We start from the raw sequence: 26,508 nt of genomic DNA, 5'->3' as shown, positions 1-26,508 counted from the left end.
CGGGGTGCCTGTACCCACCCTCACCGACCCGGCGCGCATGCGCGGCACGAGGGACGCCGCTCAGGTTCCCCGCTCCACGCGTGACGCACACCGCGGGTGGGAATGCGCACCACGACCTGATATGCACCGACCCCGCTCGATCATCCGCCCGCCGCGACGGCGATACTGGCAGTCCCCGTCGCCTCCGCCCCTCACGAAGGGACTCATGCTCACCTCCCCGACCGTCCCGGCCCCGACGCCCTCCACGGTGTGGCTGACCCGCGGCCGCCACACCGGGCCCGCCGCGCCGGACGTGCTGCGCAAGAACCTCCGGTCGCTCAAGGACGACGGGACGCTCCACGACTTCCTGGAGGTCCCCGACGGCAACGCCGCCGCGGGCGAAATGACCTTCGAGGCCCGCTGGCAGGTGCCCGAGGACATCACCGTGCGGGCCCGGCTGACGCTCGGCGAATGGTCCGGGCGCGGACAGGAGTGGACGCTGGTGGCGGAGGCGGAGCGGCCGTGGGATCCACGATGGCCGTCGCCGGCCGCCATGTTCTGGCCCTGGGACGCGGACGCCCCGTGGGGGCAGGAGACGGTCACCGGCGGGCACTACCTGGACGTCAGCGCGCTCCCGGCGGACGACAAGGAAGTGCGCCGGGCCCTGCGCGGCGCCCAGCGCGACACCTGGCTCATCCAGGTGGTGGTGCACGAGGCCATGACGCCCGACGAGCGGGGCCGCCGCTCCCTGATCCCGCTGCTGCCACCCGGACTGCATCACCGTGTCGTGGAGCACCGGGCGGCCCCGCACCAGCTGCGCACCGTGAACTGGGCACTGCGCGAGTTCGACGTGGAGGTGCCCCGCGGCGGCGCGGTGGTGCTGCCGGGGTCCCCCGCCCCGGCCGGGTACGAGGCCCCCGACTTCACGGTGCGCAGTGTGTTCCTGGACGGCACGCCCCCCACCGAGCTGCTGGACGCGGTGAACCGGTACGCCGCCCTGCCCAGGCCGTTGCCGGACGGCGGCGAGGCCGCGCTGACCGCGCTGCGGGAGGAATGGCAGCTGCTGACCCTGGAGGAGGAGCTGGCCCGTGAGCGCAGCCTCGTGGTCATGTACCGGGAGGCGCTGGAGGCGATGACGGAGTCCCGGGACCTCTACCGGGAGGCCGCCGAACAGGCCCGCGAGGCGCTGACGGCCTACCGGGAGGCGACCGGGTCGGGCGGGCCTCCACAGCCGGCCGCCAAGCCCGCCGGTTCCCCGTTCCTCCAACTGGGCCGGACCCTGGAGCGCCTGCGCGGGACGGCGAAGGGCCTGCGCCCGGCCCCGGCCGGGAGCCCGCGGCCGCAGGAGCCACCGGGCGGCGAGGTCCGGTAGCCCGCCCGGCCCCCCATCGCTGTCAGGGCCCATCGTCGTCAGGGCGCCACCGCCGCTGTCCGGTCCCCGCCGCCCGGTCCGATTCCACCCCTTCGGGACGTGTCGAGTGCCGTCCGCTGGATACGCGGACCCCACGGCACGACGGATCTTCCGAAGGGGTCCACGACATGGGCAGCGAGCAGCGACCCGCGCGGGGCACCGGCGCACCGCCTCCCCACCGCTCCGAGACGACCCTGCGGGTCAACGGCAAGCCGCACACCCTGACCGTGGACCACCGGCGGGTGCTGCTGGACCTGCTACGGGAGGATCTGGACCTCACCGGCGCCAAGAAGGGCTGCGACCACGGGCAGTGCGGCGCCTGCACGGTCCTCGTCGACGGGCGGCGGGTCAACAGCTGTCTGCTGCTCGCGGTCGCCCTGGACGGCTGCGACGTCACGACCGTCGAGGGACTGTCGAGCGACGGAGAGGAGCCCCACCCGCTCCAGCGGGCCTTCCTGGACCGCGACGCCTTCCAGTGCGGCTACTGCACACCGGGGCAGATCTGCTCCGCGGTCGGTGCCCTCGCCGAGGCGCAGGCCGGCCATCCCTCACTGGTCACCGACGTGCGCTCGGTCTCCGGGCCGGTGCCGCTCGACCGGGACGAGATCCGCGAGCGGCTCAGCGGCAACCTGTGCCGGTGCGGCGCGTATCCCCGCATCGTCGACGCGGTCGAGGACGTGGTCCGGTGAAACCCTTCGCCTACGTACGGGCCGGCAGCCTCGCCGAGGCGGCCGACGCCTACGTCTCCCATCCCGGCGCCCGCTACCTGGGCGGCGGCACCAACCTCGTCGACCTGATGAAACTCGGCGTGGAACAGCCCACCGCCCTCATCGACGTCACGCGTCTGCCCATGGACGAGGTGACGGAGCTGCCGGACGGTTCGCTGCGGGTCGGGGCGCTGGTGCGCAACAGCGACCTGGCGGCGCATCCACGGGTCCGCCGGCGCTGGCCCGCCCTCTCGCAGGCGCTGCTCGCCGGCGCCTCCGGTCAGTTGCGCAACGCCGCCACGACCGGCGGGAACCTCCTCCAGCGCACCCGTTGCCCGTACTTCCAGGACGTGTCCAAGCCGTGCAACAAACGTGAGCCGGGCACCGGCTGCGGCGCCCTGGCCGGCGTGCACCGCGACCACGCGGTGCTCGGCCACTCGGAGCACTGCGTCGCCACCCACCCCTCGGACATGGCGGTCGCCCTGGCCGCCCTCGACGCACAGGTGGAGCTGTACGGCCTCGCGGGCGTACGACGGGTGCCCGCCGCCGAGTTCCACCGGCTGCCCGGAGAGCACCCGGAGCGGGACACCGTGCTGGAGCCCGGTGAACTGGTGACCGCCGTCCTGCTGCCGGCCGCCACGGGCGGGGTGCCGTCCGCCTACCGCAAGGCCCGTGACCGGGCGTCGTACGCCTTCGCGCTGGCGTCCGTCGCGGTGGTCCTCGAGGTGTCGCAGGGCGTGGTCGCGCACGCAGGGATCGCGTTCGGGGGGCTGGCGCACCGGCCCTGGCGGGCCCGGCGGGCCGAGGAGGCCCTCATGGGGGCGGCGCCGACCGAGGCCGCCTGCGAGCGTGCCGTCGACCTCGAGCTGGAGCAGGCCAGGCCGTTGCGCGACAACGGCTACAAGGTGCCCCTCGCGCGCAATCTCGCCGTCGACGTCCTCGGGCGGCTCGCACGGAACACGGAGGACGCGTCATGAGGCCCCCTGTCACGGGCGCTCCGGTCGAGCGGCTGGAAGGGCGCGAGAAGGTCACCGGCACCGCCCGCTATGCCGCCGAGTTCCCCTCCCCCGGGCGGCTGTACGCCCGTCCCGTGCCCGCCGGGGTCGCGCGCGGCCGGGTGGCGGGGGTGGACGACTCCGCCGCGCTCGGCCTGCCCGGCGTCGTGTCCGTCCTCACCCACGAGAACGCGCCGCGCCTCACGGAGCCGGACGACGCGACCCTCGCCGTGCTCCAGAACGCGCGGGTACCGCACCGGGGCTGGTTCGTCGCCCTGGTGGTCGCGGACAGCCCGGAGGCCGCGCGGGCCGGGGCCGCCGCCGTACGGGTCGACTGCTCGGCGGAGCCGCACGACGTCACGCTGGCCGTGACGCACCCGGAGGCCTACGTGCCCGAGGAGGCCAACGGTGGCAATCCGGCCGTCCGCGAACGCGGTGACTCCCGGGCGGCGTTCGCGTCCGCGGCCGTCCGGGTCGACGTCGGCTACCGGGTGCCGCCCCTGCACAACCATCCCATGGAACCGCACGCCAGCACCGCGCGCTGGGACGGGGAACACTTGACGGTGCACACCTCCAGCCAGGGCACCACGGCGGTGCGGGACGTGCTCGCGGGGCTGTTCGGGCTGGCGAGGGAGCGGATCACCGTCGAAGCCGAGCACGTCGGCGGCGGCTTCGGCTCCAAGGGCACCCCCCGGCCGGACGTGGTGCTCGCGGTGATGGCCGCGCTGCGGCACACCGGGCGGCCGGTCACGGTCGTGCTGCCGCGCCGCCTCATGCCCTCGGTCGTCGGGCACCGGGCGCCCACCCTGCACCGGCTGCGCCTCGGCTCGGACGCCGGGGGCCGGCTGACCTGTCTGGATCACGAGGTCACCACGCACACCTCCCGGGTGAAGGAGTTCGTGGAGCAGGCGGCGGTACCGGCCCGCGTCATGTACGCCGTCCCGCACAGCCGTACGGCGCACCGCGTGGTGCCGCTCGACGTGCCGAGCCCGTCCTGGATGCGGGCGCCCGGGGAGGCGCCCGGCATGTACGCGCTGGAGTCGGCGATGGACGAACTGGCCGTCGAACTGGGCATGGATCCCGTCGAGTTGCGGGTGCGCAACGAGCCGGAGACGGAACCGGACAGCGGCAGGCCGTTCAGCAGCCGTCACCTCGTCGAGTGCCTGCGCGAGGGGGCCCGCCGGTTCGGGTGGGAGGAGCGCGATCCGCGCCCGCGCGCCCACCGGGAGGGCCCGCTGCTGACCGGGACGGGCGTGGCCGCGGCCACCTACCCGGTGCTGGTCGCCCCGTCGGCCGCGGCGGCCCGCGCACTGCCCGACGGGAGCTTCCTCGTCGAGGTCAACGCCACGGACATCGGCACCGGGGCCCGCACCGTCCTCGCGCAGATCGCGGCGGACGCCCTGGACGTCCCCCTGGAGCGGGTCCGGGTCCGGCTGGGCAGCAGCGACCTGCCGTCCGCCCCGGTGGCCGGCGGTTCCTCCGGTACGGCGTCCTGGGGGCGGCCGGTCCACGAGGCGTGCGTCCGGCTCGCGGACCGGCTGACCGCCTTTCCCGGGCCCGTGCCCGAGCACGGCCTGGTCGAGCACGCCCACACCGCCGGCGCGGCGGACGCGGACTCCCCCTACGCCCGGCACGCCTTCGGAGCGCATTTCGCGGAGGTCGCCGTGGACACGGTGACCGGTGAGGTACGCGTGCGCCGGCTGCTCGGGGTGTACGCGGCGGGCCGCATCCTCAACGCCCGTACCGCGCGCTCCCAGTTCGTCGGCGGCATGACCATGGGTCTCGGCATGGCCCTGACCGAGGGCAGCACCATGGACGCCGCTTTCGGCGACTTCGCGGAGTCCGACCTGGCCTCGTACCACGTGCCCACGCACGCCGACGTCCCGGATGTGGAGGCGTACTGGGTCGAGGAGGACGATCCGCACCTCAACCCCATGGGCAGCAAGGGCATCGGGGAGATCGGCATCGTCGGCACGGCCGCCGCGGTGGGCAACGCCCTCCACCACGCCACCGGCGTCCGGCTCCGTGAACTCCCGCTCACGCCGGACCGGGTGCTCACCGCCCTGCTGGAGTCCGGCCGCTGAGCCGACCCCGTTTCGCCCGGCGTGCGGGTGGAACGGGGCGGACGGGCCGGGCCGGGTCCGTCCCGTGCGGCCCGTGCCCGGCCTTGCGACCGGGCGGGACGGGTGCGGGCCGGCCGGCGGTCGCGGGAGACGGACCAGTGGCGGCGCGGGCCGGCCCGGCGGCAACCGCGTCGCCTCCTCGACGGGCCGGTTCCCGGCGCGGCCCGGCTCTGGCGGCCGGCGTGCCCGCGCACGGGTCGGCCGCGCGACGCACCCTGATGCTCGCGGCCCGGCCGACCGGCACCCGATCGGCGCGATTCTCCCGCCCTCGACGGGGCATTCGGCAATCGAGAACGGGGAAATCGACAGTCGGGGAAGCACCGGACACCGCGCGACGGACCGCGCACAGGGAGGGCCCGTGGATGCGAGCACCACGCTCGTCACCGTCGCCGTGATAGTGGCGGTGGCGCTGTTCGCCGTGGCCGCCACCGTCATGGTGCGGCTGGTCCGGGCCAGGCGCGGCCTCCGGCGGGCGGGTCTGCCGGCCGGCCCGCGCTGGGTCTTCTGGGGCGCGGTCGCGTACTTCGTCCTGCCGACCGACCTGCTGCCCGACCCGGTCTATCTCGACGACATCGGTGTCCTGCTCCTGGCCCTGCGCTCGCTGCGCCGTGCCCCCGACCACGCGGGCACCGCCGACTGACCGCTCGGGTCTCGCCAACTCACCGCTCGGGTTGCGCCAACTTAGGCCTCACGAACTCGTTTTCACGCCGCGCGAGGCTCATCGCCCCTGCTCAGCTCCCTGCGCCCGGACCGACCCGGCGGCGATCACGGAGAGTAAGGAAACCAACCACCCGTTCGATTCGTATAAGTGACTGAAGGTCGCACCACAGCAGCGGGCCCGAGTGACGTCGCACGGTGGCACCGCTTGATCGATGCAGTACCGACGAGGGAGAGACGATGCAACCGTTCGCGCTCAACTACGCACGCCCGGCGGCGGAGTTGGAGTTTGCCGCTCCGTACGCCTATGACCCAGGACTGCAGTTGAACGTGCTCCTCGACGGCCGGATCGCCGCTCGCGACCACGCCCTGCTGAGAGAGCTCGGGACGACGACCTCCACAGCGGGCTCCAAGACGCACTTCGACGACTGAACGCGGCGGCCGAGATGACCGTGCTCATCCTGACCAGTGAACAGGACGTCACGGCGGACATGGTGGTCGTGCACCTGAACGCCGCAGGCGTTCCCGTCGTGCGGCTCGATCCCGCCGACCTGACCGGTTCCGTGGCGCTCTCCGGGGAGTACGTGCACGGTGTCTTCCGGGGACATCTGTCGTCCGCGGGGCGGCTGGTGAGCATCGACTCGCTACGCTCCGTGTGGGTGCGCAGGCCCGGCGCGGCGGCGGCGCACGCCCCCGAGCCGTCCGCGTGGCTCACTGAGGAGTCCGCACAGGCGCTGTACGGGATGCTCCGCGGTGGCGAGGCCCGCTGGATGAACCATCCGGACGCGTCCCGGCGGGCCCGGCACAAGCCCTGGCAGCTGCGGCTGGCCCAGCGCAGCGGGCTGCCCGTACCGGCCACGCTCATCACCACGTTCCCGCAGGCGGCACGGGACTTCGCCGAGCGCTACCCCGACCTCGTGGTGAAGCCGGTGTCCGGGGCGCATCCGCAGGACCCGCCGCGGGCGCTGCCCACCACCCGCGTCCCGCCCGGCGCCGACTTCGCCGCCGTCGCGTACGGCCCGACGCTGCTGCAACGACGGGTCGCCAAGCGGGCCGACGTCCGGCTGACGGCGGTGGGCCACCGGCTGTTGGCCGCCCGCAAGGCCGTGTGTGCCGACGGCGACCCGGAGGTGGTGGACGTGCGTTTCGCGCCGTCCGACGCGCCGTGGTGCCCGGTCGACGTCCCGCCACGCCTGGCCGAGGCCGTGCGGACGTATCTGTGCGAGGCGGAACTGGCTTACGGCGCCTTCGACTTCGCGGAGGACGCCGATGGCACGTGGTGGTTCCTGGAGTGCAACCAGGGGGGCCAGTTCGGCTTCGTCGAGGTGGACACCGGCCAGCCGATCGCCCGCACCATCGCGGAGTGGCTGGCCGGATCTCCCTCGCAGCGGCCGGACCGGCACGCGGCCCACTGTGGTTCGGCGGTGCCGTGAGCCGGGCCGGGAGGCCGCTCAGACCGCCAGGGACAGCCCGCTCTCCTCGTCCCTCGCCGCGTTCTTCTCCTGCTCGGGCACTCGGGCCGTCGACGGCGGCACCTCGGCGGCGAGCAGGGCGTCCGCCGCGGCGACCGCCTCCCGGACGTCGGACGTGGCCATGAGGACGCACAGCGTGTAGGTGACGTCCTCCAACTCACGGGCCGTCTGCGGCGTCTCCCGCTCGGCCTGGGCGATCCTCAGCGACGCGTAGCGGGTCAGCAGCGTCCTGACGGTCTTCGGGTCCGGAACGATCACGAGCGCCCCTCTCTCCAGGTGTGGTGCCCTGCGCGTGCCCGGACCTCGGCGGTTCATGCACGAGTGAGGCGCGCGTCACTCTCCGGGGGCATCCTTTTCGCCACTCGGCCCCCTGTGGCCCGTCCGGCAGCCGGCGTCGTCCGCCCGCAGGGGGCCCTGTGCGTCAGGCCACCTGGCCGCTGTGCAGTGCTCTGTACGCGCCACCCCGGTGCAGCAGTTCCTCGTGGGTGCCGGTCTCCAGGATGCGCCCCTCCCCCATGACGACGATCCGGTCGGCGCCACGCACCGTGGACAGGCGGTGCGCCACCACGAAGGTGGTCCGTCCGTGCAGCAGGCGGGCGAGGGCCTGCTGGACCAAGGCCTCCGAGCGGGTGTCGAGCGCGGACGTGGCCTCGTCCAGGATCAACACCTTGGGGTCGCGGATCAGCGCACGGGCGATCGCGAGCCGCTGCTTCTGCCCGCCGGACAGTCGGGCCCCGCGCTCACCGACAAGGGTGTCGAGTCCCTGGGGCAACCGGTCGACGAACTCGGTGGCGTTGGCGTCGCGCAGGGCGGCGCGGACGGCTTCCTCGTCGGCCTCGTCCTCCATGCCGTAGGCGACGTTCTCGCGGACGGTGCCGTCGAAGAGGATCGACTCCTGCGGGACCACCGAGACGAACCGCCGGTAGGTGCGCAGGTCGAGGGTGTTCATGTCGGTGCCGTCCAGCAGCAGCCGGCCCGTGGTCGGCCGGATGAAGCCGATGACGAGGTTGAGGACGGTCGACTTGCCGGCGCCGGAGGCGCCGACCAGGGCGACGGTCTCGCCCGGCGCCACGGACAGGGTGAAGTCGCGCACCGCAGGCCGGTCGCCCTCGTAGGCGTGTCCGACGTCCTCGAAGGTCACCGCGCCGTGCAGCGAGGCCAGTTCGGCCTTGCCCTCGTTGTCCTCCAACTCGGGCGCCTGGAGGACCTCACCGACCGAGCGCACCGACTCCAGGCCCTTGGTGATGACCGGCGCCAGGCCGGTCAGCGTGGTCGTGGAGTTGGTGAGGGTGGTGAGGAACGCGCTGAGCATGACGACGTCCCCCGGGGTGACGCCCCAGACCTCGTAGTACGACACGAGGGCGGCGCCCGCCAGGACCAGCACGCCGACCACGTTGAGCACGACCCACGCGATGGAGCCGAAGCGGCCGTTGACCAGGTCGAGGCGCATCCCGGAGGTCAGCAGGCGGCGCAGGGTGCCGTCCATGCGGGTGAGCGCCGTGCCCTCCAGTCCGTGGGCGCGGGTGACCGGGATCAGCCGGGTCATCTCCGTGACCCGCGAGGAGAGGGTCTCCACCTCGTGGCGGAAGTGCTCGTTGTGGGTGCGCAGCCGGGAGCGCAGCCGGGCCACGACGAACGCGGCGGCGGGCACCACGACCAGGAAGACCGGCACGAACTCGGGCGTGCGCACGGCGATGATGACGAGGCCGCCGATGAGTACGGTGATCGCGCCGAGACCGTTCTCCGCGGTCTGCTGCACCATCTGCTCGACGGCCTCGACGTCCCGGACCACCTTGGCCTGGAGCACGCCGGCGCTGACCCGCGAGTGATAGCCGATGGACAGTTGCTGCATGCGGGTGCACAGGGCGGAGCGCAGGGTGGTGCCCATGCGGCGGACGCTGCCGTACAGCAGGCGGACGTAGAGCAGGTGGAGCGGGTAGTTCACGATCAGGATGAAGAGGATGACGCCGGTGCTGGTCCACAGGCGGCCGATGGGCCGGTGCTCCACGACGGTGTCGATGATGGACGCGGTGATGAGCGGCAGCAGCCAGACGGGGCTGTGCTTGACGGTGAAGACGACGACCGCGCCGGCCAGCCGGCGCCGGTCGGCGCGGAAGAGGTAGGCCAGGGTGCGGATCGGGTGTTCGTCGCGGTAGCGGTGGTCGAGGGGCCTGTCGAGCGACGACGCCATCGGAGGTGGTCCTCCCCGGGGTGCGGGATGCGGGATACGCGAATGCGGGAATCGGGTGCAGGCTCGGGCCCCGGGCCGGGGCGGGCGAGCAAGGGGGAGCAGACGGGTGGGACGCAGGTGGCGAGCAGACGGGTGGGGCGGGCAGCGGGCGGGGGCGGGCGCTTCTCCTCCTGCCGCCCGTCGGGACCGCACCCCGCCGGCTCACAAGACCTGGTGTCAGGATGACCGGGCGCCCCGGCTGTCTCGTCCCACGCCTGCACGGAAAGGGCTCGGGAGGTGGCGGTCGCGCGGCGCGTCCCGTCAGGCCGCGTCCTGCTCCGCCGGTTGCTCCGCCGTGCGGACCGCTTCCGTCGCGGCGGCCGAGTCGCGGATGGCCGCGGGGCGGCCGGCGCCCGGAAGGGGCCCCACCTCCGGCGGATCGGCGGGCATCCGGGCCAGGGACACGCCCTGCGGGCTCACCCCGTGCCGCCCGCCGGTCCGGGCGAACGGCGCGTGGGAACGGGGGGAGGCCGGTCGCCGCCTCGCCGAGCCGGCGCGGCGGGGCCTCGCACGCCTCGTTGAGGTGCCGGGACTGCCGTCGGGGGTCCCACTGCCGTGGCGGGGCGCGGATCACCGTCCTCGGTGGCCACCAGCACGTCGGCGCCCCGATCGTCGTGGCCGAGGGCCCTGCCGGTGAGGGTCTCGTCGTGGCCGGCCTCGACGGCCTCGACGTGGTAGGCGTCCGCCGTGTCGATCAGGGTGAGCCCGGCGTCCGGGGCGGCGTGCACGGTGGCGAAGGAGCGCGCCTCGCCGGGGCGGCACTCGATCGACCGGGGCATCACCCCGGCCCGATCGTGCTGACCCCGACGTCACCGACGCGGTGGTTGTGCATGGCTCGTGACCTCCCTAGGCCGTGGGGACAGGGCGAAGTCCGGTGCACCGGAAGGTGATCGCGGTGCACCGGACGCGTCCCAGCCTGACCCCGGCGGGCCTCGGAGGTCCAATGGAAGAAAGCGAACGCATTCAGCAGCGGGGACGCTGAATGCGGGCCCTGTTCAGGAGTTCGACGCCAGGTACTGCTCCACTCCCGGCGCCTGGTGCGCGTCCTCGACCCCCACCACGCCGCCGGCCGCCTTCGCGTCCGGCTTCAGCACGTACGTCGACAGCGCGGCGGGCCGGCCTACGTCCGTGAAGTTCTGCGGGCTGCCGAGGCCGGTGTCGACGTTCTTCTGCGAACGGTGCGCCTTCACCACGTCCTCGCGGGCGAGGCTGCCGGCCTCGCAGGCCTTCTTCAGGTCGGCGCCCAGGAGTTGGACGGCGCTGTAACCGGACAGCGCCCCGGAGTCGACCGGGGAGGCCGGGTACTTCTTGGTGTAGGCGGTGACCATGTTCTTGACGCCGGGGATGTCGGAGCTGACGGCGGGGGCGCCGCTGACGATGCTCAACATGGCCGTCAGGGCCGGCGCTGCGGGGGTCTTCATCAGCTGCGGGGCGAAGCCCGGGGCGCTGCTGACGACGGGGACGCGCAGGCCGCGGGAGGCGGCGACGCCGACCAGGGAGGCCGTCTGGGCGGGCCCGGCACTGATCAGGATCGCCTTCACGCCGTCCTTCTTCAGCGCCGTCACCTGGGCGGAGAGGTCGGTGTCCGTCGCCTTGATCTTCTGGCCGGCGATCTTCAGGCCGGCCTTCTCCGCCGCCCAGGTGGAGCCCTGGAGCGCGTTGGCGCCGTAGTCGCCCTCGAAGTAGACGTGCCCGACGGTGTCGCCCTTGGCCAGGCCCTTGGTGCGGGTGAGGAAGTCGACCGCGGCGATCATGTCCACGTCGTAGGTGGTGGCCATGACCTGGACGGAGTCCTTGCCGAGCAGCGAGGCGGCCCAGGCCTGCGGGTAGGTGAGGAGGTGGTCGCGCTCGATGTCGTCGAGGAGGGCGGCGACCACCGGGGAACCGATGACCTGCGGCAGGGCGACGACGTCCGGGGAGATGTCGGCATAGGCGGTGACGGCCTTCTGGACGTCGTAGCCGTGGTCCTTCACGACGATCTCGATCTTGCGGCCGCAGATGCCGCCCTTGGCGTTGGTCTCGTCGGCCCACATCTGCTGGGCCTGCACGATGCTCTTGCCGAGGGTGGCATAGGGGCCGGTGAGGTCGGTGAGGGCGCCCAGTCTGATGGTCTTGTCGGTCACTCCGGGGCCGGACCTGACGCCGTCGGCACCGTCGGAGGTGCTGTCGCCGTCCGCTTTGGAGCTGCAGCCGGTGGCCGCGATCAGCAGGGCAGCCAGTGCGGCGGTGAGGGCGGTGCCGCGGGTGCGGTGCTTGGGGTTCACGGGGTGTGCTCCTTGGCTCGTGCGGGTGAGTCCGGTGCGGCGGGTGAGGCGTCTGTGGCGGTCGGCGGTGGTGCGGCCGGTGCCGGATCGGGCGACCGGGCGGGCCGCAGGCGGGCGCGGACCCGGCGGGCCAGGCCGTGCAGTCCGTCGGGCGCGTACAGGAGGATCACGACGATCACGGCGCCGTAGAGGTAGCGGGCGGCCTCCGTCGGGCCGATCGCGCCCTCGCCTCCGGTGCCGGGCGCGGTGACCAGCGGCAGTTGGTCGGCGTACCGGGTCATCAGCAGGGGCAGCGCCGTGACGAAGAAGGCCCCCGCGGTGGCTCCGGCGACGGACCCGAGGCCGCCGATGACGATCATGGCCAGGTAGTCGACGGAGAGGGCCAGACCGAAGTAGTCGGGCACCACGCGGCGGAAGGCGAGCGCCAGGAGAACTCCGGCCAGGCCGGCGTACATCGACGACACGACGAAGGCGGCCGAGCGGTAGCGGGCGACGTTCACGCCCATCACGGCCGCCGCGGTCTCGCTGTCCCGGACGGCCGCGAGGGCCCGGCCGGGGCGGCCGCGCAGCAGACCGCGCGCGGTGAACGAGGTGAGCGCGAACAGGGCCAGACCGAGGTACCAGAGGCGTTCCTCGGCCCCGAACGGCACTCCCAGCACGGTGAGTTCGGGGTCGTCGGCGGTGAACCCGAACCCGCCGAGGGTGAGCGGTGGCACCGAGCGCCCGTTGAAGCCGCCGGTGACGGAGTCGGCGGTCAGCAGCAGGTGGTGGCCGAGGAAGACCAGCGCGAGGGTGGCGACGCCCAGGTAGATGCCGCGCACCCGTCCCGCGACCGGACTGAACAGGCCGCCCGCCGCGCCTGCCAGCAGCACGGCCAGGACGGCGGCCGGCGCCGGGGGCAGGGCGGGGCCGGGGTCGCCCGCCAGCCAGGTGTAGCCGTACGCCCCCACCGCGAGGAAGAACGCGTGGCCGAGTGAGAGCTGCCCGGCCGTACCGCTGAGCAGGCCGAGCCCGACGGCGCCGATCGCCGCGGCCAGCGAGAACAGACCGATGCGCAGCCAGAAGGCGTCGAGGTAGAAGGGCAGGGCGCACAGGAGGAGGACGGGCAGCAGCAACCTGGCCCACTTCGGCAGGAGTTCAGACACGGACCGCTCCCTTCGCGCCGAACAGACCGGTGGGCCGCACCAGCAGGACGACCACCATCACGGCGTACGGCGCCACATCGCCGAACCCCTCACCGAGGACGTGCAGTTCGGACTGGTAGCCCGCCACGAGGGCCTCGGTCATGCCGATGAGCAGGCTGCCCGCGAGGGCGCCGGGCGGTGAGGCCATGCCGCCGAGGATGGCCGCCGGGAAGGCCTTGAGGGCGATCTGGCCGGTGGTGCGCTCCAGGCCCGGCGCCGGGAACGCGGCGAGGAACACCGCGGCGAGCGCGGCGAGCGCACCGGCCAGGCACCAGGCGAGCATGCGGACGCGGCTCAGCCGTACGCCCATCAGGGCCGCGGCCTCCACGTCCTCGGCCGCCGCGCGCAGGGACAGGCCCCAGGGCGTGAACCGGAAGAGGGCGAAGACCCCGGCGATGACGACGGCGGAGACGGCGATCGCGGCGAGCCGGCTGTCGGCCACGGTCACCGGCCCGAGGCCGGTCACCGCGTCGCCCCACGGGTCGCCCAGGGTGAGGAGGTCACCACCGATGCGCCGGGCCAGGTCGGTCACGAGGACGATGTCCACGCCGATGGTGACGATGGTCTGCACATGGGCGGCCTTGGGGTCGGGGTCCCCGCGTTGCAGCAGCAGCCGGTCGAGGGCACCGGCGACGGCCGCGGTCGCCAGGACGGCCACCGCGAGGGCGCCGGCGAAGCCGAGGTCGTCGTGGAGGACGGCGACGAGGTAACCGCCGAGCAGGAGCAGCGAGCCGTGGGCGAAGTTGAGGACGCCCGAGGCCTTGAAGATGACGACGAAGCCGAGGGCGACCAGGGCGTAGACGGCACCGAGGGCGAGGCCGTTCAGAAGGGTGTCGAGGAGGGTGGTCACGGAGCGTTCTTCCCGGGGGGCTCGGTCACTGCGGTCGACTCGGGGGTCGTGGAGGACTTGCCGGGCTCGGGGCTCTCGGCGGGATCGGGGGTCTCGCCGGGGGCGCCGGTCCCCAGGTAGGCACGGAGCACCTCGGGGTGACGGCGGATCTCCTCGGGTGTGCCGTGGGCGAGCCGGCGGCCGAAGTCGAGGACGGTGACCTCGTCGGCGAGGCGCATGACGAGGCCCATGTCGTGTTCCACGAGGACGACCGACAGGCCGAGCTGCTCGCGGACCGTGCGGACGACGTCGGCGGTGGCGGCTCTTTCGGCGCCGTTCATGCCGGCCACCGGCTCGTCGAGCAGCAGCACGCGCGGCTCCAGGCAGAGCGCGCGGGCGAGTTCGACGCGCTTGCGGTCGCCGTACGACAGCAACGCCACCGGGGTGTCGACGTGGGCGGCGAGGCCGGTGAGTTCGGCGATCTCGCGGACCCGGTCCAGGTGGGCGCGCTGTTCGCGGGTGGCGCTCGGCAGACGCAGGGCACTGGCGGCGAAACCGGCACGGGAGAGGGCGTGCCGGCCGAGCATGAGGTTGTCGGCGACCGTGCCCTCGGTCGTGACGATGTTCTGGAAGGTGCGGGCCACGCCCAGCGCGGCGATCCGGTGCGGGGCGAGCCCCGTCAGGTCGGTGTCGCCGAGCAGGACCTGGCCGGCTGCCGGGCGGCACAGGCCCGACAGGACGTTGAAGCAGGTGGACTTGCCCGCGCCGTTGGGGCCGATCAGGGCGTGCACGGAGCCCGGGGCGACGGTGAAGGAGACCGCGTCCAGGGCGGTGAGGCCGGCGAAGCGGACGGTGACGTCACGGACGTGGAGCGCGGGCGGTGCGGCCGGGGAACCGGCGGTGGCGCGGGCAGCCGGGCGGCCGGTCGTGCGGATGTTCACGCGGCCCCCTGGTCGCCGGCCGGCTCGTCGGCGCTCTCGCCGAGGTACAGGCGGCGTACGGCGTCCGTGCGGGCGAGTTCGTCGGCGGAGCCGGACAGCCGGATCTCGCCCACTTCGAGGACGTACGCGTGGTCGGCGAGGGACAAAGCCATGCCCGCGTTCTGCTCGACCAGCAGGACGGCGGTCCCCTGCTCGTTGATCTCGCGGACGACTTCGGCGATGCGGAACACCATGCGCGGGGCGAGGCCGAGGGACGGCTCGTCGAGCAGGAGCAGGCGAGGGGCGGCCATCAGGGCGCGGCCGATGGCGAGCATCTGCTGCTCGCCGCCGGACAGCAGACCGGCCGCCTGCCGACTGCGTTCGGCGAGGACGGGGAACAGGCCGTACACGCGGTCGCGGGACTCCCGGACCTGCGCGGGAGCGCGCCGGCCGAGGCCCAGGCCGCCGGCGCGCAGGTTCTCCTCGACGGTGAGACCGGCGAACACCCGTCTGCCCTCGGGGACCTGGACGACTCCGGCACGGACCGCGGCGACCGGGTCGCGTCCGTCGAGGTCCGTGTCGCCGTAGCGGACACGGCCCGCGGTGATGGTGCCGCGGTGCAGGCGCAGGGTGCCCGAGACGGCCCTCAGCAGCGTGGTCTTGCCGGCGCCGTTCGCGCCGAGCAGTGCGACGACCGCGCCCCGCGGAACGGTCAGGGACACGGAGCGCAGGGCCGACAGGGCTCGCCCGTACGTCACGTCGAGCCCTTCGACGTGCAGCGCGGGCGGATCCTGCGGTGGTGCTTCGGGCATCGCGGCTCCTCGGGTCCGTGCCGGCCGGTCACGGCACTTGGGGGGACGGGGGCGCTCACCACAACACGGGCCCGAGGGGCCGGTACAGGCACGGGGGCGGGGTCGCTGCGTGGGCCCAGCGCGGGGGGCGGGGGGTTGTGCGGCTGCCCAGAGGGGGGACGCGTGCCGCCGAGGGGGCGGGAAGGCCCGGATGCGGGTCACGGGGACGGGCACCGACGGTGCGGCCGCCTCGCCGGAGCGCTCCTCGGCGCAGGGGCCGCGCCGCCAGGACCGAGACGCTCGCGACCCGGTGGAGGGGCGACGGGCCGGCCGAGAAGCACGGGCCGACGACATCCACAAGGTGGGGGAACGGCCGGACCGAGAAGGACGGGACCGGGCCGCGGGCGCGAGTGGACCGCAGCACCGCAGCACCGCAGCGTCCGTCAGCGGGCCGACCGCGCTGCCAGGGCGAGGGTGATCTCGACGACGTCGGCCGGGCGGGAGAGGCTGCGGCCCGTGAGCTGCTCGTAGCGGCGCAGGCGGTTGAGGACGGTGTTGCGGTGGCAGTAGAGGCGTTCGCCGGCCCGCTGGGCGGAACCGTCGCAGGCCAGCCAGGTCTCGAGGGTGTCCAGGAGGACGGCCGCGTCGGCCGGTTCCAGGGCTCTCAGGGGGCCGAACACCCGGTCGGCGAGGGCGGTGGCGAGGTCGGGCGCGGAGATCACCAGGGCCGCGGGGAGGTGTTCGGTCAGGCGGATCGTGCCGCCGGTCCCCGGGCACATGCGCAGCGCGGTGTCGGCGAGCCGGCGGGCGTCGCCGACGGCGGCCAGACCGGACACGGCCGTACCGACGCCCACGCGCGCGCCCGACGCCGGGCCGCCGTCGATCGCCGTCTCGTCCTGGCCGTCGCCCAGCAGGACGATGCCGTAGTCCACCTCGACCCCGGTGTGCCAGTGCACACGTGCGCCGCGTCCTACGGCCGCACGTGCACCGGCCGCCTCGGAGGGGGAGCCACCCGACACCGCGACGACGACGTAACGGCCCTGTTCGGGCAGGTCGAGGGCCTGTGCGGCCTCCGGCAGGTCGGCGATGCGGCTGGTGCCCTCCAGGAGGGCTGCGGCGAGCAGCCGCAGCCGGTTCTCGCGCCGCCAGGCGAGCTGCCGTTCGACCTGGCGGTAGGCGTCCGCGACGAGCGTGCAGTGCTCGTCGACGAAGTTCCACACGTCGGTGGCGACGTGCACGAGGAGGCGTACGTCCTCGGGGGCGGCGCGGGAGGTCTCCTCGACCAGCCCCTGCCAGACCAGGGACCCGCCGAGCCGGAAGGCGTGCAGCAGGGCGTCCAGGGGCAGGCCCTGCTCGGCCCGGGTCGCGCCGATCTTCCAGGAGCAGCGGCGGGCCGCGTCCCGGTTGCCGCGCGGATCGAGGAGGGAGTTCACGCTGTGCCGCAGCGATCGGTGTACCTCCTGCCAGGTGGCGGCGGGGTCGCTCTCCACGGCGACGCGGTAGGCGGGCTCCTGCTCCTGGAGCGCGGCGACCAGCCGGTCGGTCAGGTCGGGCAGGTCGTCCAGCAGCACCCGCGCGGCGCGGTGCAGCACGCGCAGGGCGTCGGCGTCGATCAGCGACCGGACGCGCGGGCGCGGCCGCGGGGCCGGTCCGGTGGGCCCGGCCGGTGCGGGGCGCCCCGCGATCCGTGGCCGAAGGGCGTGTCGCATTGCCGTCCTCCCCCAGGGGTCGGTGACCCGGCGGCTCCCGCGCGGCGGTGCTCCCTCCGGTTCCGGGCCGGCCGTGGAGTGCGCGCGGGTCCCGCCGGCTGGCGGGTCCTGCCCCGAAGGATGGCATACCGTCCGGTCGGTCCCTAGGGGTGTGCACCGGTCTTTTCCGCCCGCTCGACCATCCGGGCCAGTTCCAGGCGGGACCGGACACCGAGCGCGGCGAAGACCTTCCGCAGGTGATAGTCGACGGTGCGGGTGCTCACGGACAGGGTCAGCGCGACCTCCCGGTTGGTCGCGCCCTCGGCGACGCGGCGCGCGATGCGCAGCTGCTGCGGGGTCAGTCCGGACAGGTCCGCGGCCGCCGCCGTCGGCGGACCGCTCGCCGCGGCACCGTTGGCGCGCAGCTCGCCACGGGTCTGCTCGGCCCACGCGCGGGCCCCGCAGCGTTCGAAGCCGACCAGGGCGGCGCCGAGGCGGTCGCGCGCCTCGCGCAGCCGGCGCCGACGCCGCAGCCACTTGCCGTGGAGCAGTTCGGTGCGGGCCCGCTCGAAGTCGCCGCCGGCCGTGTCGTGCAGGTCGAGGGCCCGCCGGTAGAGGGCGTCGGCCCGGTCCGGCGGGGCCAGCAGGGCGCGACAGCGCAGGAGTTGCGCGGGGGCCTGGGGGTCGGCGCCGAAGACCGCCCACCGGGCGAAGTCGTCGACGACCGTCCGGGCGCCCTCGGGCTGTCCGGCGGACACGGCGGCCTCCACGTAGCAGGGAACGGCGAGCATCCACAGCGCGAAGTGCCCACGCCGCGCACCCGGCCGTACCAGGGGTCCGAGCCGGTCCGCGGCCTCCTGGGGCCGGCCCCGCCCGAGGTCGGCGCGGGCCGCCGCCCACTCCGCCAGCGTCGCCGCCTGCGCGAGACCGTGCCGGCGGGCGGTGGCGAGCGCGGCGGCCACATGTCCGGCGACCAGCTCGGTCTCCCCCTCGATCGAAGCGGCCAGCGCCAGTACGGCGTGCTGGTGGGCGGCCATGTTGCGCTGCCCCGTCCGGTGCGCGGCGCGCAGTCCCTCCTCGGCGTGGGTACGGGCGAGCGCGTGCCGTCCGGCGCGCAGTTCGGCGTAGGCGAGGTACTCCCGTGCCCGCGGTACCACTGCGACGGTGTCCAGGGCGCGGGCGGCGGCCAGGGCCCGCGCGCCCGCCCGTCGGGCGCCGGCGAGGTCGCCCAGCATCAGCGCCGCGGCGGCGGCCCGCAGGATGTCCTCCGGGTCGCCGGAGCCGTCCGGATCCCGCGCCACCCGTCGCAGCCGGACCGCCGCCTCCTCGAACCGCGCGTCCAGCAGGGCCCGCACTCCCCGCCGGTAATCGGCGCGGCGCTCACCCTGGGACGGGGGCCCGGTGACCTGCCCGCAGCGTTCGAGTGCGGCGAGGCATCCCGCCGGGTCCCCCGCCGCCCACGCCGCGTCGCAGGCGGCCAGCGCGGCGGCCTCGGCGTCCACCGGGGAGTGGGCGGCCAGCAGGGAGGTGGCGAGGAGGAGGGAGGCCTGGGCCTCGTCGACGGGCCCGTCGTGCAGGACCGTCGTGCCCCGCAGCAGCGCGGCACGGCCCCGCACGGCGGCGGGGGCGGCGCCCGTCCGGGCCGCGTCCAGGAGCCGCAGGGCCTGGTGGGAGCGCCCGCCGAGCAACGCCTGTTCGGCGGCGGCCGTGTAGCGCTCGGCGCGCTGCGGACCGTCCTCGCACAGTTCGGCGGCGCGGGTGTGGGCGGCGCAGCGAAGACGCCGGGACGGCAGGTGCCCGGCGGCCGCCTCCAGTTCGTCTCCCACTGCGGCTCCGGCCCAGGCCCGGTGCAGCAGGGCCCGCGGGTCGCCCTCCTCCAGCTCCCGGGCCAGGGCGAGGTGCGCGGCCCGCCGCCGCCCGTCGGGCGCCGCCGCGTACGCCGTCCTGCGCAGCAGGTCGCTGTGGAAGCGGACCTCGTCGTCGGCCGACGCGAGCAGATCGGGCAACGGTAGGGCGGCTTCGTGCCCGAGGTGCCGCACCGCCCGTACGACGAGTCCCAGGTCCGCGCCCGCGTCCTCGTCGTCCCGCGCGGCGGCCGCCACGGTCAGCAGGAGGTCGCGGTGGCCGGACGGGAGTCCGTCCAGGTATCCGCCGGCCAGGCCCGTCAGCGTCTCGGCGCCGGGCAGTGCGCGGGGCGGCGGACGGTCTCCGCGCACCTGCGCGGGCGAGAGCCGCCGTACCAGGGCCAGCAGGAGGGCCGGACTGCCCTCGGCGGCGTCCACGATCCCGTCGCGGACTCCCGCGTCGAGGGTCCCACCCGTCACCTCGTCGAGGAGCGCCGCCGCCTCGGACGGGGTGAGGGGGTCCACCCTCGTCACCGGCAGCCCGGTGAACTCCGGGGCGGGCGGGCGGTGTCCGGGGACCGTGAGCAGCAGGCGCGCCGCCGTCGTCGTACGACACAGGTGCCGGGCGGCGTCTCCCAGCGCGGTGCGGGAAACCGGGTCCCACAGGTGGGCGTCGTCGACGCACACGAGAAGCGGCCGGGAGCCGGTGGACAGGATGTCGAGCAGGGCCTGGCCCGACCTGCCCGGCGGTGTGCGGCCGGTGGCGTCGCCGAGGGCGCGCAGCAGCGTGCGCAGGCCGCCGCCGGGGACGGCCGACCGTGCCGCGTCGGCCCGGACCCGCACGACGGGACCGGCGGTGAAGGAGTGGGCGGCGCGTTCGAGGAACCAGGTGCGGCCGCAGCCGGGTTCGCCCGTGACGACGAGTACGCCGCCGCCGAGCCGGTCCGCCGGGGCCGTCGCCCGGTGGGGTGCCGGGCCGGGAGTCGCGGTCGTCTGTCCGGTCATTCCCGCGACGTTACGCACGCGTAACGTGAGGCGGAAGCCACCCGTCCACCCGTGGGCGGCCCTGGTTCCGGCCTGTCACCTGGGCGTTTCTCGGATCCCGTGCGGCTGAGGGCTTGTGCCGGCGCCCAACCGCCGAACGGGCGCGGCGTGACCGGGCACAACGGCGGCGGCGGTCGCGCGAGGTGCGCGCGACCGCCGCCGGCGTCGTGGGCGTCAGGAGGTGTGCGGGCAGTTGCCCCGGTACTCCTCGATGGTCAGGCTCGGGCGAGGAAGCGGGCACAGGAACTGCTCGTAGCGGGTGTCGTTGTCGATGAACCGCTTCAGCCAGGAAATGCTGTACTTGGCGATCGTCGTGTCCGAGGTGTTCGGGGTGAAGTGCGTGGCCCCGTTCAGCTCCAGGTAGGCGCGGTCCAGGGCGGACGGCAGCGAGGAGTAGAAGGGCTCGGCGTGGCTGGACACGGGGGCGATGGTGTCGCCGTCGGCGCCGAAGATCAGGGTGGGCGTGGTGATCTCCGGCCAGGTCTTGTCGAGGTTCCACGGCGTCAGCGGGATGGCCGCCTGGAGGGAGGGACGGGTCTTGGCGGCCTCGAGGCTGCCGCCGCCGCCCATCGAGTGACCCATCACGCCGAGCCGCGTGCTGTCGACGCGGCCCCGGACCGAGCTGCGCCCGGTGAGGTAGTCCAGGGCGGCGAGCAACTGCCGTCCACGCGAGTCAGGTTGGTCGAGCGTGCTGTTCGTGTCGATGGTGAAGACCACGAAGCCCTGCGAGGCCAGCCGCGGGCCGAGCCAGGCGATGGAGGACTGGGTGCCGGTGTAGCCGGGCGAAACGGCCACCGCTCCGAAGGTTCCGTCGGCGGTGCTGGTGGGGTAGTAGATCGTGCCCCCGCCGAAGCCGGTGACGGCGAGGGAGGAGACGGTGGTCTGCGAGACGGCGTACGGGCCCCGCGACGCCTCGATGCTCGACGTCGTGGGCGCCGGGCCGCGCTCGTAGGGGTTGTCCGCGGCCTGCGCCCCGGCTCCGTTGAGGGTCGTGAGGCCGACGACGGCGGCGATCGCCGTGGCCAGGCCGGCGAACCGGCCGAGTCTGCGGTGGGGGGAACCGGTGGGCACCCGGTGGGCGGCATCGGTACGCGCTTGCTGCTGCAAGACGAGTCGTCCTCTCTCGTGCGGGCCCACCTGGGTGGGCCCGTGTACGGGCTGCTCCGTGCCACTCTCGCGGCGCGGCACCGCCCGGGGACCGGCAATGTCACCGGTCTCGTGCGACGGCCCGACACGCGACACACCCGGGTGGCGCCCGGATGAAACGGCTCCCTCCTTGCTGCTCCGCGCCCCGCTCCTCGGCCTGCCCCGGCGCGGGTGTACGACTTCGCGCGCCGTGCCCGGCGCGGGGACGGCCCGTACGGCGGCATCGGGTTCGCCGGCGTCCGGTCGGCGCGGACCGGGCGGGAGGCGTCGCGGGGAGCGCACCGCCGCCGGACGCTGTGCCGACGGTGGGTCGGGCCGCGCGGACGCGATGCCCACCGGTTTCACGGCTCCTTCACGTCCTGAAGGCGTTTCGGCGGCGATTCCACGCATCAACGGCCTTGTCCGGTTCACCCGGACCGGGTCCCCGGACGAGGAGAGACGCCGTGCTGTGGATCGCCGTACTGCTGCTGCCGATGTTGTCCGTCCTGCTGCTGGTCATGGACCGCGTGGAGGACCGTCTGCTCGCCCCTGCCCGGGTCAGGGGGCGGCATGCCGGACGCAGGAGGCATCTGCGCCTGGTCCGGGGCACGGCCGGGAGCCCGCAACCGGTCAGCGACGAGATCGCCGAACCCCGGGCCGCCTGACGGTGCGGCCTTCGGTGAGTTCCCGGAGGTGCGTGCGGGGCCTCTCGGCCGGGAGCGACCGAACCGAAGATCCTGGCGTCCCTGTGCGAGGCTCGCCACGGACGGCGTCCCGCCCGGCGTCCGACGTCACCCCGACCGGCAGCAGTGAGAGAGGAAGCGACATGCGTATCGGTCTGCTCGGCACCGGCCCCTGGGCGCGGATGGTCCACGCGCCCGTGCTCGACGCGCACGAGGGTCTCGACTTCGTCGGAGTGTGGGGCAGGCGCCCGGCCGCCGCGAAGGAGCTCGCGGACCGTCACGGCACCCGCGCCTTCGACGACGTGGAGGAGTTGTTCTCCGCCGTCGACGCGGTGGCGGTGGCGCTGCCGCCCGACGTCCAGGCGGACCTCGCGGTCCGGGCCGCCGGAGCCGGTCGTCACCTGCTGCTGGACAAGCCCCTCGCCGCGACGGTGGCGGGGGCGCGTGAGGTGGTGCGCGCGGTGCGGGAGGCGCGGGTCGCGTCGGTGGTCTTCTTCACCACGCGTTTCCTGCCCGAGCCCGAGGCGTGGATCGCCGAACAGGCGGCGGAGGGCGGCTGGTTCACCGGCCACGCGCAGTGGCTCGGCTCGGTGTTCACGGGCGGGGACCATCCGTTCGCCACGCCGTGGCGGCGGGAGAAGGGCGCGCTGTGGGACGTCGGCCCGCACGCGCTGTCCGTGCTGCTGCCGGTCCTCGGCGACGTCCGCCGGGTGGCCGCCGCGGCTCCGGGGCCCGGCGACACCGTGCACCTGGTCCTGGACCATTCCGGCGGCGCGTCCAGCACGCTGACGCTCAGTCTGACGGCCCCGTCGCCGGCGTCCGGTTCGGGCGTGGAGATCCGTGGCGAGGCCGGGGTGGCACGTCTTCCGGAGAGTGCCGCGGACGCCCCGACAGCGCTCGGCCGGGCCGCGGACGCGTTGTGCGCCGCGGCCCGTGACGGGCGTCCGCATCCGTGCGATGCGGCATTCGGCCTGCGGGTCACCGAGATCCTCGCCGAGGCCGAGGGCCTGCTGGCCTCCGACGCCGACTGAGTTCCCGCGTCCGGGGCCGGTCAGGCGTGCCGGTGCGAGCGCTTGTTGCCGGTGACGGCCCGGTAGATGACCAGCAGGATGAGCGAGCCGACGATGGCGGCGATCCAGGTGGACAGGTCGAAGAAGCCGTCGATCGAGTCGACGCCGAAGATCACCTTGCCGAGCCAGCCGCCGAGCAGACCGCCGACGACTCCGATCAGCATGGTGACAATGATGCCGCCCGGGTCCTTGCCGGGGAGCAGCAGCTTGGCAATGGCACCGGCGAGCAGGCCTATCAGAATCCAGGCGATGATGCCCACGGTTTCTCCCATCTCCGTCGGAAAGCGCGTACGTCTTCCGAATGCGCGGAGACGGGAATCGCAAACCTGCCAAGGCGCCTCGGTTGTCGTCGAAGGGCGCGTCGCTCCACCGCAACCCGGCTTGGTCGCCCCGGACGGGGATCGGGAGGCCGCCACCGGTCCGTCGGGCGGAACGGCCCCTTCGCGCTCGGCGCCGGTGCGCAGCGGTATCCGGCCCGGACCGCGGGGTCCACCAGGCGCGCCGGATCCGCTGGGTCGGCACCGCCGGGGCGAGAGGCCGCCGTACGAACGGTGGCGTCGATGAACACACGACCGCCGGACCCGGCCCGAGCTTGTGAAGGGGCGGCGAGGGCGCGGTCACCTCCCGGCGCGGGGTGCTGCGCGTGCCCCGGAGAGGGCCCGGCCCGGTGGGGGCGCCCAGGGCCCCGGGATGCAGGGTTCGCTCCCGCGATGAATGGTGTTAGTGGACCCCCTGACCGCACCGGGGCCGCAGCAGCCCTCCGGACCGAGGAGCCGTGACCATGCCGACCACAGAGCCCGATCCCTCCCTGCCGCCCTCCGAGCGCGCCACCCCGGACAACCTGCTCCACACCCGCACCGGCACCGAGGTGTCGCCCGAGGACATGGTGCTGGCCGCCGGCCGGGACCTCACCCCGCGCAACCTCGAGTGGGCGCGGCGCAAGCTGGACGCGGAAGGGCCGGACAGCATCGAGAAGATGCTCCCGTGACCCGGTGGTGAACCGCGTCCGCTCGCCCTCTCCCGCAGGTGGACCGGATCCCCTCGCCCTCCCGGGCAGGTGGACGGTTCCCGACCGGTGGCGGGACGCCGGTTCACCCTTTCGAAGGGGCCCTCCGGGCTGACAGACTCCGGAGGTGCCCGACTTCGACATGCTCGTCCTCGGATCCGGTCCCGGCGGCCAGAAGGCCGCCATCGCCGCGGCCAAACTCGGCCGTCGCGTCGCCGTGGTCGACCGCCCCGACATGCTGGGTGGCGTCTCCCTCCACACCGGCACCATCCCCTCCAAGACCCTGCGCGAGGCGGTGCTGTATCTGACCGGCCTCACCCAGCGCGACCTCTACGGGCAGAGCTACCGCCTGAAGGAGGACATCACCGTCGCCGACCTGACCGCGCGCACCCAGCACGTGGTGGGCCGCGAGACCGACGTCATCCGCAGCCAGTTGTCCCGCAACCACGTCGCCCTCTACTCCGGCACCGGCCGGTTCGTCGACGACCGCACGATCGCCCTGCGGGAGGCGGGCGGCCAGGAGCGGCTGCTGACCGCCGGGCACATCGTGATCGCCACGGGTACCCGGCCGGCCCGGCCGGAGAGCGTGGAGTTCGACGGCCGCACCATCCTCGACTCCGACAACGTCCTCACCATCGAGCGGGTCCCGCGGTCCATGGTGATCGTGGGGGCCGGCGTCATCGGCATGGAGTACGCCAGCATGTTCGCCGCGCTGGGCAGCAAGATCACGGTGGTGGAGCGGCGGGCCGGGATGCTCGACATGTGCGACGTCGAGGTCGTCGAGTCCCTCAAGTACCACCTGCGGGACCTCGCGGTCACCTTCCGCTTCGGCGAGACCGTGGCCGCCGTCGAGCGGCACGCGCGGGGCACGCTGACCGTGCTGGAGAGCGGCAAGAAGATTCCCGCGGACGCGGTGATGTACTCCGCGGGCCGACAGGGCCTGACCGATGAACTGGACCTGGACAAGGCCGGCCTGGCGGCGGACGCGCGCGGGCGGATCACGGTGGACGAGCACTACCGCACGCGGGTGCCGCACATCTACGCCGTCGGTGACGTGATCGGCTTCCCGGCGCTGGCCGCGACCTCGATGGAGCAGGGCCGGGCGGCCGCCTACCACGCCTGCGGCGAGCCGGTCGGGCGGATGCACCGGCTCCAGCCGATCGGCATCTACACCATTCCGGAGATCAGCTTCGTCGGCCGGACCGAGGACCAGCTCACCGAGGACCGGGTGCCGTTCGAGGTGGGCGTCGCCCGCTACCGTGAGCTGGCCCGCGGGCAGATCATCGGCGACGCGCACGGCATGCTGAAGCTCCTGGTGTCCCCCGCGGACCGGACCCTGCTGGGTGTGCACTGCTTCGGCTCCGGGGCGACCGAGCTGATCCACATCGGCCAGTCCGTGATGGGTCTCGGCGGCACCGTCGACTACCTGGTCGACGCGGTCTTCAACTATCCGACGCTCGCCGAGTCCTACAAGGTCGCCGCCCTCGACGCCACCAACCGGCTGCGGCAGTTGGACCGCATCGGCGACTGACCCCCGCGCCTCGGCAGGCCCTGGGGCGGGTCTGACCACGCGCGTCGGATCAGAGCGCGGCGTCCGGCGCGGTGCGTCGCCAGGCCGAGGATCGTCCGCGTACCGCTCGGGTGATCCGACAACGCGGCGAAGTGCCCTGCCGGACGCCGCGCACCCGGCGGCAATCGTCAGACACGGCGTCGCGCACCCGGCGGGAGTCGTCCGACACGGCCTAGGGGAGGTTGGCGTCGTCCACGACGTGGACGGCCGCCTCCTCCGCGCCCGCGGCGCCGCCGTCGATGCCGACGTCCTCGGCGATCTCCTCCTTCGTGGCGTCCGGATGCGCACCCTGGTCGGGGGCGACCAGGCGGCCCGCCCGCTCCTCGCCCACCTCCGGATCGACCGGTTCGCCCTCGCCCCGCGGCAGGTCGCCCACGCCGTCCCCGACGGGCTCGGACACGTCCGGGACCTCCTGCGCCAGGCGCTGGTCGAGGGTCTCCCCGTCGCGCTGTTCGGCCGCGGTGGTGCCGTGCTTGGTGACCCCGAGCGGCTTCTCCGGCGGCGAGTAGCCCTCGTCCAGGATGTCGTCGTAGGTACGTTCGTCGAGCGCGTCCTGGAGGTCGAGCGGCGCGGCGTCCTCCTGCTCCTCGTTGGTGCCGGTGGGCTGGTAGGCGTCGTCGGCGGTCGTCTCGGGCTCCGTGCTCATGGATACCTCCTGGGGTGTCGTTACGGCTGCGCTGTCCCCGTTCGCGTATCCCGTCGCGCGCGCCCCAACCGTGGCACATGCCAACCGCACGAGCGGATGCGGACGTTACCCGTCCGTCAATCTTGAAAGCTCAAACGGTGGGGTTATCATCACTCGCACACTCGGTGTGACGGTCTCCCGACGCAGAGGTGGGACGGCGTCCACCACGCCCCTCCTCCCTCGCGCCGCGAGGCGGTTCCCCGCCGGCGGGCGGCGGCGCACCACCCCCCA

The 26,508-nt window shown here is 74.2% G+C and carries 23 protein-coding genes and 1 pseudogene; 11 read left to right on the top strand and 13 right to left on the bottom strand.

The annotated features are described in order from the left end of the window. Positions 1–205 precede the first annotated feature (205 nt). From ACZ5Y0_RS08805 to tgmB, 7 genes are all read left to right on the top strand, one after another. Positions 206–1,351 (top strand): hypothetical protein, encoded by a 1,146-nt coding sequence (locus tag ACZ5Y0_RS08805; RefSeq protein ID WP_469127908.1) that lies wholly within the window; start codon positions 206–208, stop codon positions 1,349–1,351. Between the two features lie 167 nt (positions 1,352–1,518). Beyond that, entirely contained in the window at positions 1,519–2,079 is a 561-nt protein-coding gene (locus ACZ5Y0_RS08800) for a (2Fe-2S)-binding protein (protein ID WP_469127907.1), read from the top strand. Further along, positions 2,076–3,074, top strand: coding sequence for an FAD binding domain-containing protein (locus ACZ5Y0_RS08795; RefSeq protein ID WP_469127906.1), 999 nt, complete (start codon positions 2,076–2,078; stop codon positions 3,072–3,074). The genes ACZ5Y0_RS08800 and ACZ5Y0_RS08795 overlap by 4 nt, the downstream gene beginning before the upstream one ends. Further along, on the top strand, positions 3,071–5,176 hold the full coding sequence (locus ACZ5Y0_RS08790) for a xanthine dehydrogenase family protein molybdopterin-binding subunit (protein ID WP_469127905.1): 2,106 nt from the start codon (positions 3,071–3,073) through the stop codon (positions 5,174–5,176). Before ACZ5Y0_RS08795 ends, ACZ5Y0_RS08790 begins: the two co-directional genes overlap by 4 nt. 397 nt (positions 5,177–5,573) lie before the next feature. After that, complete coding sequence (locus ACZ5Y0_RS08785) at positions 5,574–5,855, top strand: DUF1232 domain-containing protein (protein ID WP_469127904.1); 282 nt, start codon at positions 5,574–5,576, stop codon at positions 5,853–5,855. 257 nt (positions 5,856–6,112) lie between these two features. Next, complete coding sequence (gene tgmA / locus ACZ5Y0_RS08780) at positions 6,113–6,304, top strand: putative ATP-grasp-modified RiPP (RefSeq protein ID WP_469127903.1); 192 nt, start codon at positions 6,113–6,115, stop codon at positions 6,302–6,304. Positions 6,305–6,318: 14 nt separating this feature from the next. Next, positions 6,319–7,305, top strand: a complete 987-nt coding sequence (gene tgmB / locus ACZ5Y0_RS08775) for an ATP-grasp ribosomal peptide maturase (protein WP_469127902.1) — start codon at positions 6,319–6,321, stop codon at positions 7,303–7,305. Between the two features lie 18 nt (positions 7,306–7,323). On the opposite strand, the gene ACZ5Y0_RS08770 is transcribed toward tgmB, so the two are convergent. The 11 genes and pseudogenes from ACZ5Y0_RS08770 to bdeA form a co-directional block, all read right to left on the bottom strand. Beyond that, on the bottom strand, positions 7,324–7,602 hold the full coding sequence (locus ACZ5Y0_RS08770; RefSeq protein ID WP_469127901.1) for a DUF5133 domain-containing protein: 279 nt from the start codon (positions 7,600–7,602) through the stop codon (positions 7,324–7,326). 163 nt (positions 7,603–7,765) lie between these two features. Then, on the bottom strand, positions 7,766–9,535 hold the full coding sequence (locus ACZ5Y0_RS08765) for an ABC transporter ATP-binding protein (RefSeq protein ID WP_469127900.1): 1,770 nt from the start codon (positions 9,533–9,535) through the stop codon (positions 7,766–7,768). 300 nt (positions 9,536–9,835) lie between these two features. Continuing rightward, positions 9,836–10,406: pseudogene (locus ACZ5Y0_RS08760) on the bottom strand (aldo/keto reductase). 163 nt (positions 10,407–10,569) lie between these two features. Continuing rightward, complete coding sequence (locus tag ACZ5Y0_RS08755) at positions 10,570–11,838, bottom strand: ABC transporter substrate-binding protein (protein ID WP_469127899.1); 1,269 nt, start codon at positions 11,836–11,838, stop codon at positions 10,570–10,572. Next, a complete protein-coding gene (locus ACZ5Y0_RS08750; RefSeq protein ID WP_469127898.1) occupies positions 11,835–12,983 on the bottom strand; it encodes a branched-chain amino acid ABC transporter permease in 1,149 nt (382 codons plus the stop codon). The genes ACZ5Y0_RS08755 and ACZ5Y0_RS08750 overlap by 4 nt, the downstream gene beginning before the upstream one ends. Further along, positions 12,976–13,872, bottom strand: coding sequence for a branched-chain amino acid ABC transporter permease (locus ACZ5Y0_RS08745; RefSeq protein ID WP_356567197.1), 897 nt, complete (start codon positions 13,870–13,872; stop codon positions 12,976–12,978). Before ACZ5Y0_RS08745 ends, ACZ5Y0_RS08750 begins: the two co-directional genes overlap by 8 nt. Beyond that, positions 13,869–14,792, bottom strand: coding sequence for an ABC transporter ATP-binding protein (locus ACZ5Y0_RS08740; RefSeq protein WP_469127897.1), 924 nt, complete (start codon positions 14,790–14,792; stop codon positions 13,869–13,871). Before ACZ5Y0_RS08740 ends, ACZ5Y0_RS08745 begins: the two co-directional genes overlap by 4 nt. Continuing rightward, positions 14,789–15,583, bottom strand: a complete 795-nt coding sequence (locus ACZ5Y0_RS08735; RefSeq protein WP_469127896.1) for an ABC transporter ATP-binding protein — start codon at positions 15,581–15,583, stop codon at positions 14,789–14,791. The genes ACZ5Y0_RS08740 and ACZ5Y0_RS08735 overlap by 4 nt, the downstream gene beginning before the upstream one ends. Before the next feature lie 422 nt (positions 15,584–16,005). Then, positions 16,006–17,271, bottom strand: a complete 1,266-nt coding sequence (locus ACZ5Y0_RS08730) for a PucR family transcriptional regulator (protein WP_469127895.1) — start codon at positions 17,269–17,271, stop codon at positions 16,006–16,008. A gap of 143 nt (positions 17,272–17,414) precedes the next feature. Then, positions 17,415–20,099, bottom strand: coding sequence for a helix-turn-helix transcriptional regulator (locus ACZ5Y0_RS08725; RefSeq protein ID WP_469127894.1), 2,685 nt, complete (start codon positions 20,097–20,099; stop codon positions 17,415–17,417). Positions 20,100–20,312: 213 nt separating this feature from the next. Then, on the bottom strand, positions 20,313–21,245 hold the full coding sequence (gene bdeA, locus ACZ5Y0_RS08720; RefSeq protein ID WP_469127893.1) for a bis(hydroxyethyl) terephthalate hydrolase: 933 nt from the start codon (positions 21,243–21,245) through the stop codon (positions 20,313–20,315). 482 nt (positions 21,246–21,727) lie between these two features. On the opposite strand from bdeA, the gene ACZ5Y0_RS08715 reads away from it, so the two are divergent. Then, positions 21,728–21,928: a hypothetical protein gene (locus ACZ5Y0_RS08715; RefSeq protein WP_469127892.1), complete on the top strand. Its 201-nt coding sequence runs from the start codon at positions 21,728–21,730 to the stop codon at positions 21,926–21,928. A gap of 161 nt (positions 21,929–22,089) precedes the next feature. Beyond that, complete coding sequence (locus tag ACZ5Y0_RS08710) at positions 22,090–22,977, top strand: Gfo/Idh/MocA family protein (RefSeq protein ID WP_469127891.1); 888 nt, start codon at positions 22,090–22,092, stop codon at positions 22,975–22,977. Positions 22,978–22,997: 20 nt separating this feature from the next. On the opposite strand, the gene ACZ5Y0_RS08705 is transcribed toward ACZ5Y0_RS08710, so the two are convergent. Continuing rightward, positions 22,998–23,276 (bottom strand): GlsB/YeaQ/YmgE family stress response membrane protein, encoded by a 279-nt coding sequence (locus ACZ5Y0_RS08705; RefSeq protein ID WP_469128037.1) that lies wholly within the window; start codon positions 23,274–23,276, stop codon positions 22,998–23,000. A 521-nt stretch (positions 23,277–23,797) separates the two neighbouring features. On the opposite strand from ACZ5Y0_RS08705, the gene ACZ5Y0_RS08700 reads away from it, so the two are divergent. Then, a complete protein-coding gene (locus tag ACZ5Y0_RS08700) occupies positions 23,798–24,004 on the top strand; it encodes a hypothetical protein (protein ID WP_469127890.1) in 207 nt (68 codons plus the stop codon). Positions 24,005–24,149: 145 nt separating this feature from the next. Then, complete coding sequence (sthA, locus tag ACZ5Y0_RS08695) at positions 24,150–25,553, top strand: Si-specific NAD(P)(+) transhydrogenase (protein ID WP_469127889.1); 1,404 nt, start codon at positions 24,150–24,152, stop codon at positions 25,551–25,553. A 211-nt stretch (positions 25,554–25,764) separates the two neighbouring features. Here the strand turns inward: sthA and ACZ5Y0_RS08690 are convergent, their stop codons facing one another. After that, positions 25,765–26,238 (bottom strand): DUF5709 domain-containing protein, encoded by a 474-nt coding sequence (locus ACZ5Y0_RS08690; RefSeq protein WP_469127888.1) that lies wholly within the window; start codon positions 26,236–26,238, stop codon positions 25,765–25,767. Positions 26,239–26,508: the final 270 nt, after the last annotated feature.

The organism is Streptomyces sp. NPDC033216 (assembly GCF_055577115.1).
This window is presented reverse-complemented; position numbering and strand designations above follow the sequence as displayed.

Coding starts and splice junctions, on each gene's coding strand:
- ACZ5Y0_RS08805 (WP_469127908.1), top strand. CDS start 206: ATGCTCACCTCCCCGACCGTCCCGGCCCCGACGCCCTCCACGGTGTGG.
- ACZ5Y0_RS08800 (WP_469127907.1), top strand. CDS start 1,519: ATGGGCAGCGAGCAGCGACCCGCGCGGGGCACCGGCGCACCGCCTCCC.
- ACZ5Y0_RS08790 (WP_469127905.1), top strand. CDS start 3,071: ATGAGGCCCCCTGTCACGGGCGCTCCGGTCGAGCGGCTGGAAGGGCGC.
- tgmA (WP_469127903.1), top strand. CDS start 6,113: ATGCAACCGTTCGCGCTCAACTACGCACGCCCGGCGGCGGAGTTGGAG.
- tgmB (WP_469127902.1), top strand. CDS start 6,319: ATGACCGTGCTCATCCTGACCAGTGAACAGGACGTCACGGCGGACATG.
- ACZ5Y0_RS08765 (WP_469127900.1), bottom strand. CDS start 9,535: ATGGCGTCGTCGCTCGACAGGCCCCTCGACCACCGCTACCGCGACGAA.
- ACZ5Y0_RS08735 (WP_469127896.1), bottom strand. CDS start 15,583: ATGCCCGAAGCACCACCGCAGGATCCGCCCGCGCTGCACGTCGAAGGG.
- ACZ5Y0_RS08730 (WP_469127895.1), bottom strand. CDS start 17,271: ATGCGACACGCCCTTCGGCCACGGATCGCGGGGCGCCCCGCACCGGCC.
- ACZ5Y0_RS08725 (WP_469127894.1), bottom strand. CDS start 20,099: ATGACCGGACAGACGACCGCGACTCCCGGCCCGGCACCCCACCGGGCG.
- ACZ5Y0_RS08710 (WP_469127891.1), top strand. CDS start 22,090: ATGCGTATCGGTCTGCTCGGCACCGGCCCCTGGGCGCGGATGGTCCAC.
- ACZ5Y0_RS08700 (WP_469127890.1), top strand. CDS start 23,798: ATGCCGACCACAGAGCCCGATCCCTCCCTGCCGCCCTCCGAGCGCGCC.
- ACZ5Y0_RS08690 (WP_469127888.1), bottom strand. CDS start 26,238: ATGAGCACGGAGCCCGAGACGACCGCCGACGACGCCTACCAGCCCACC.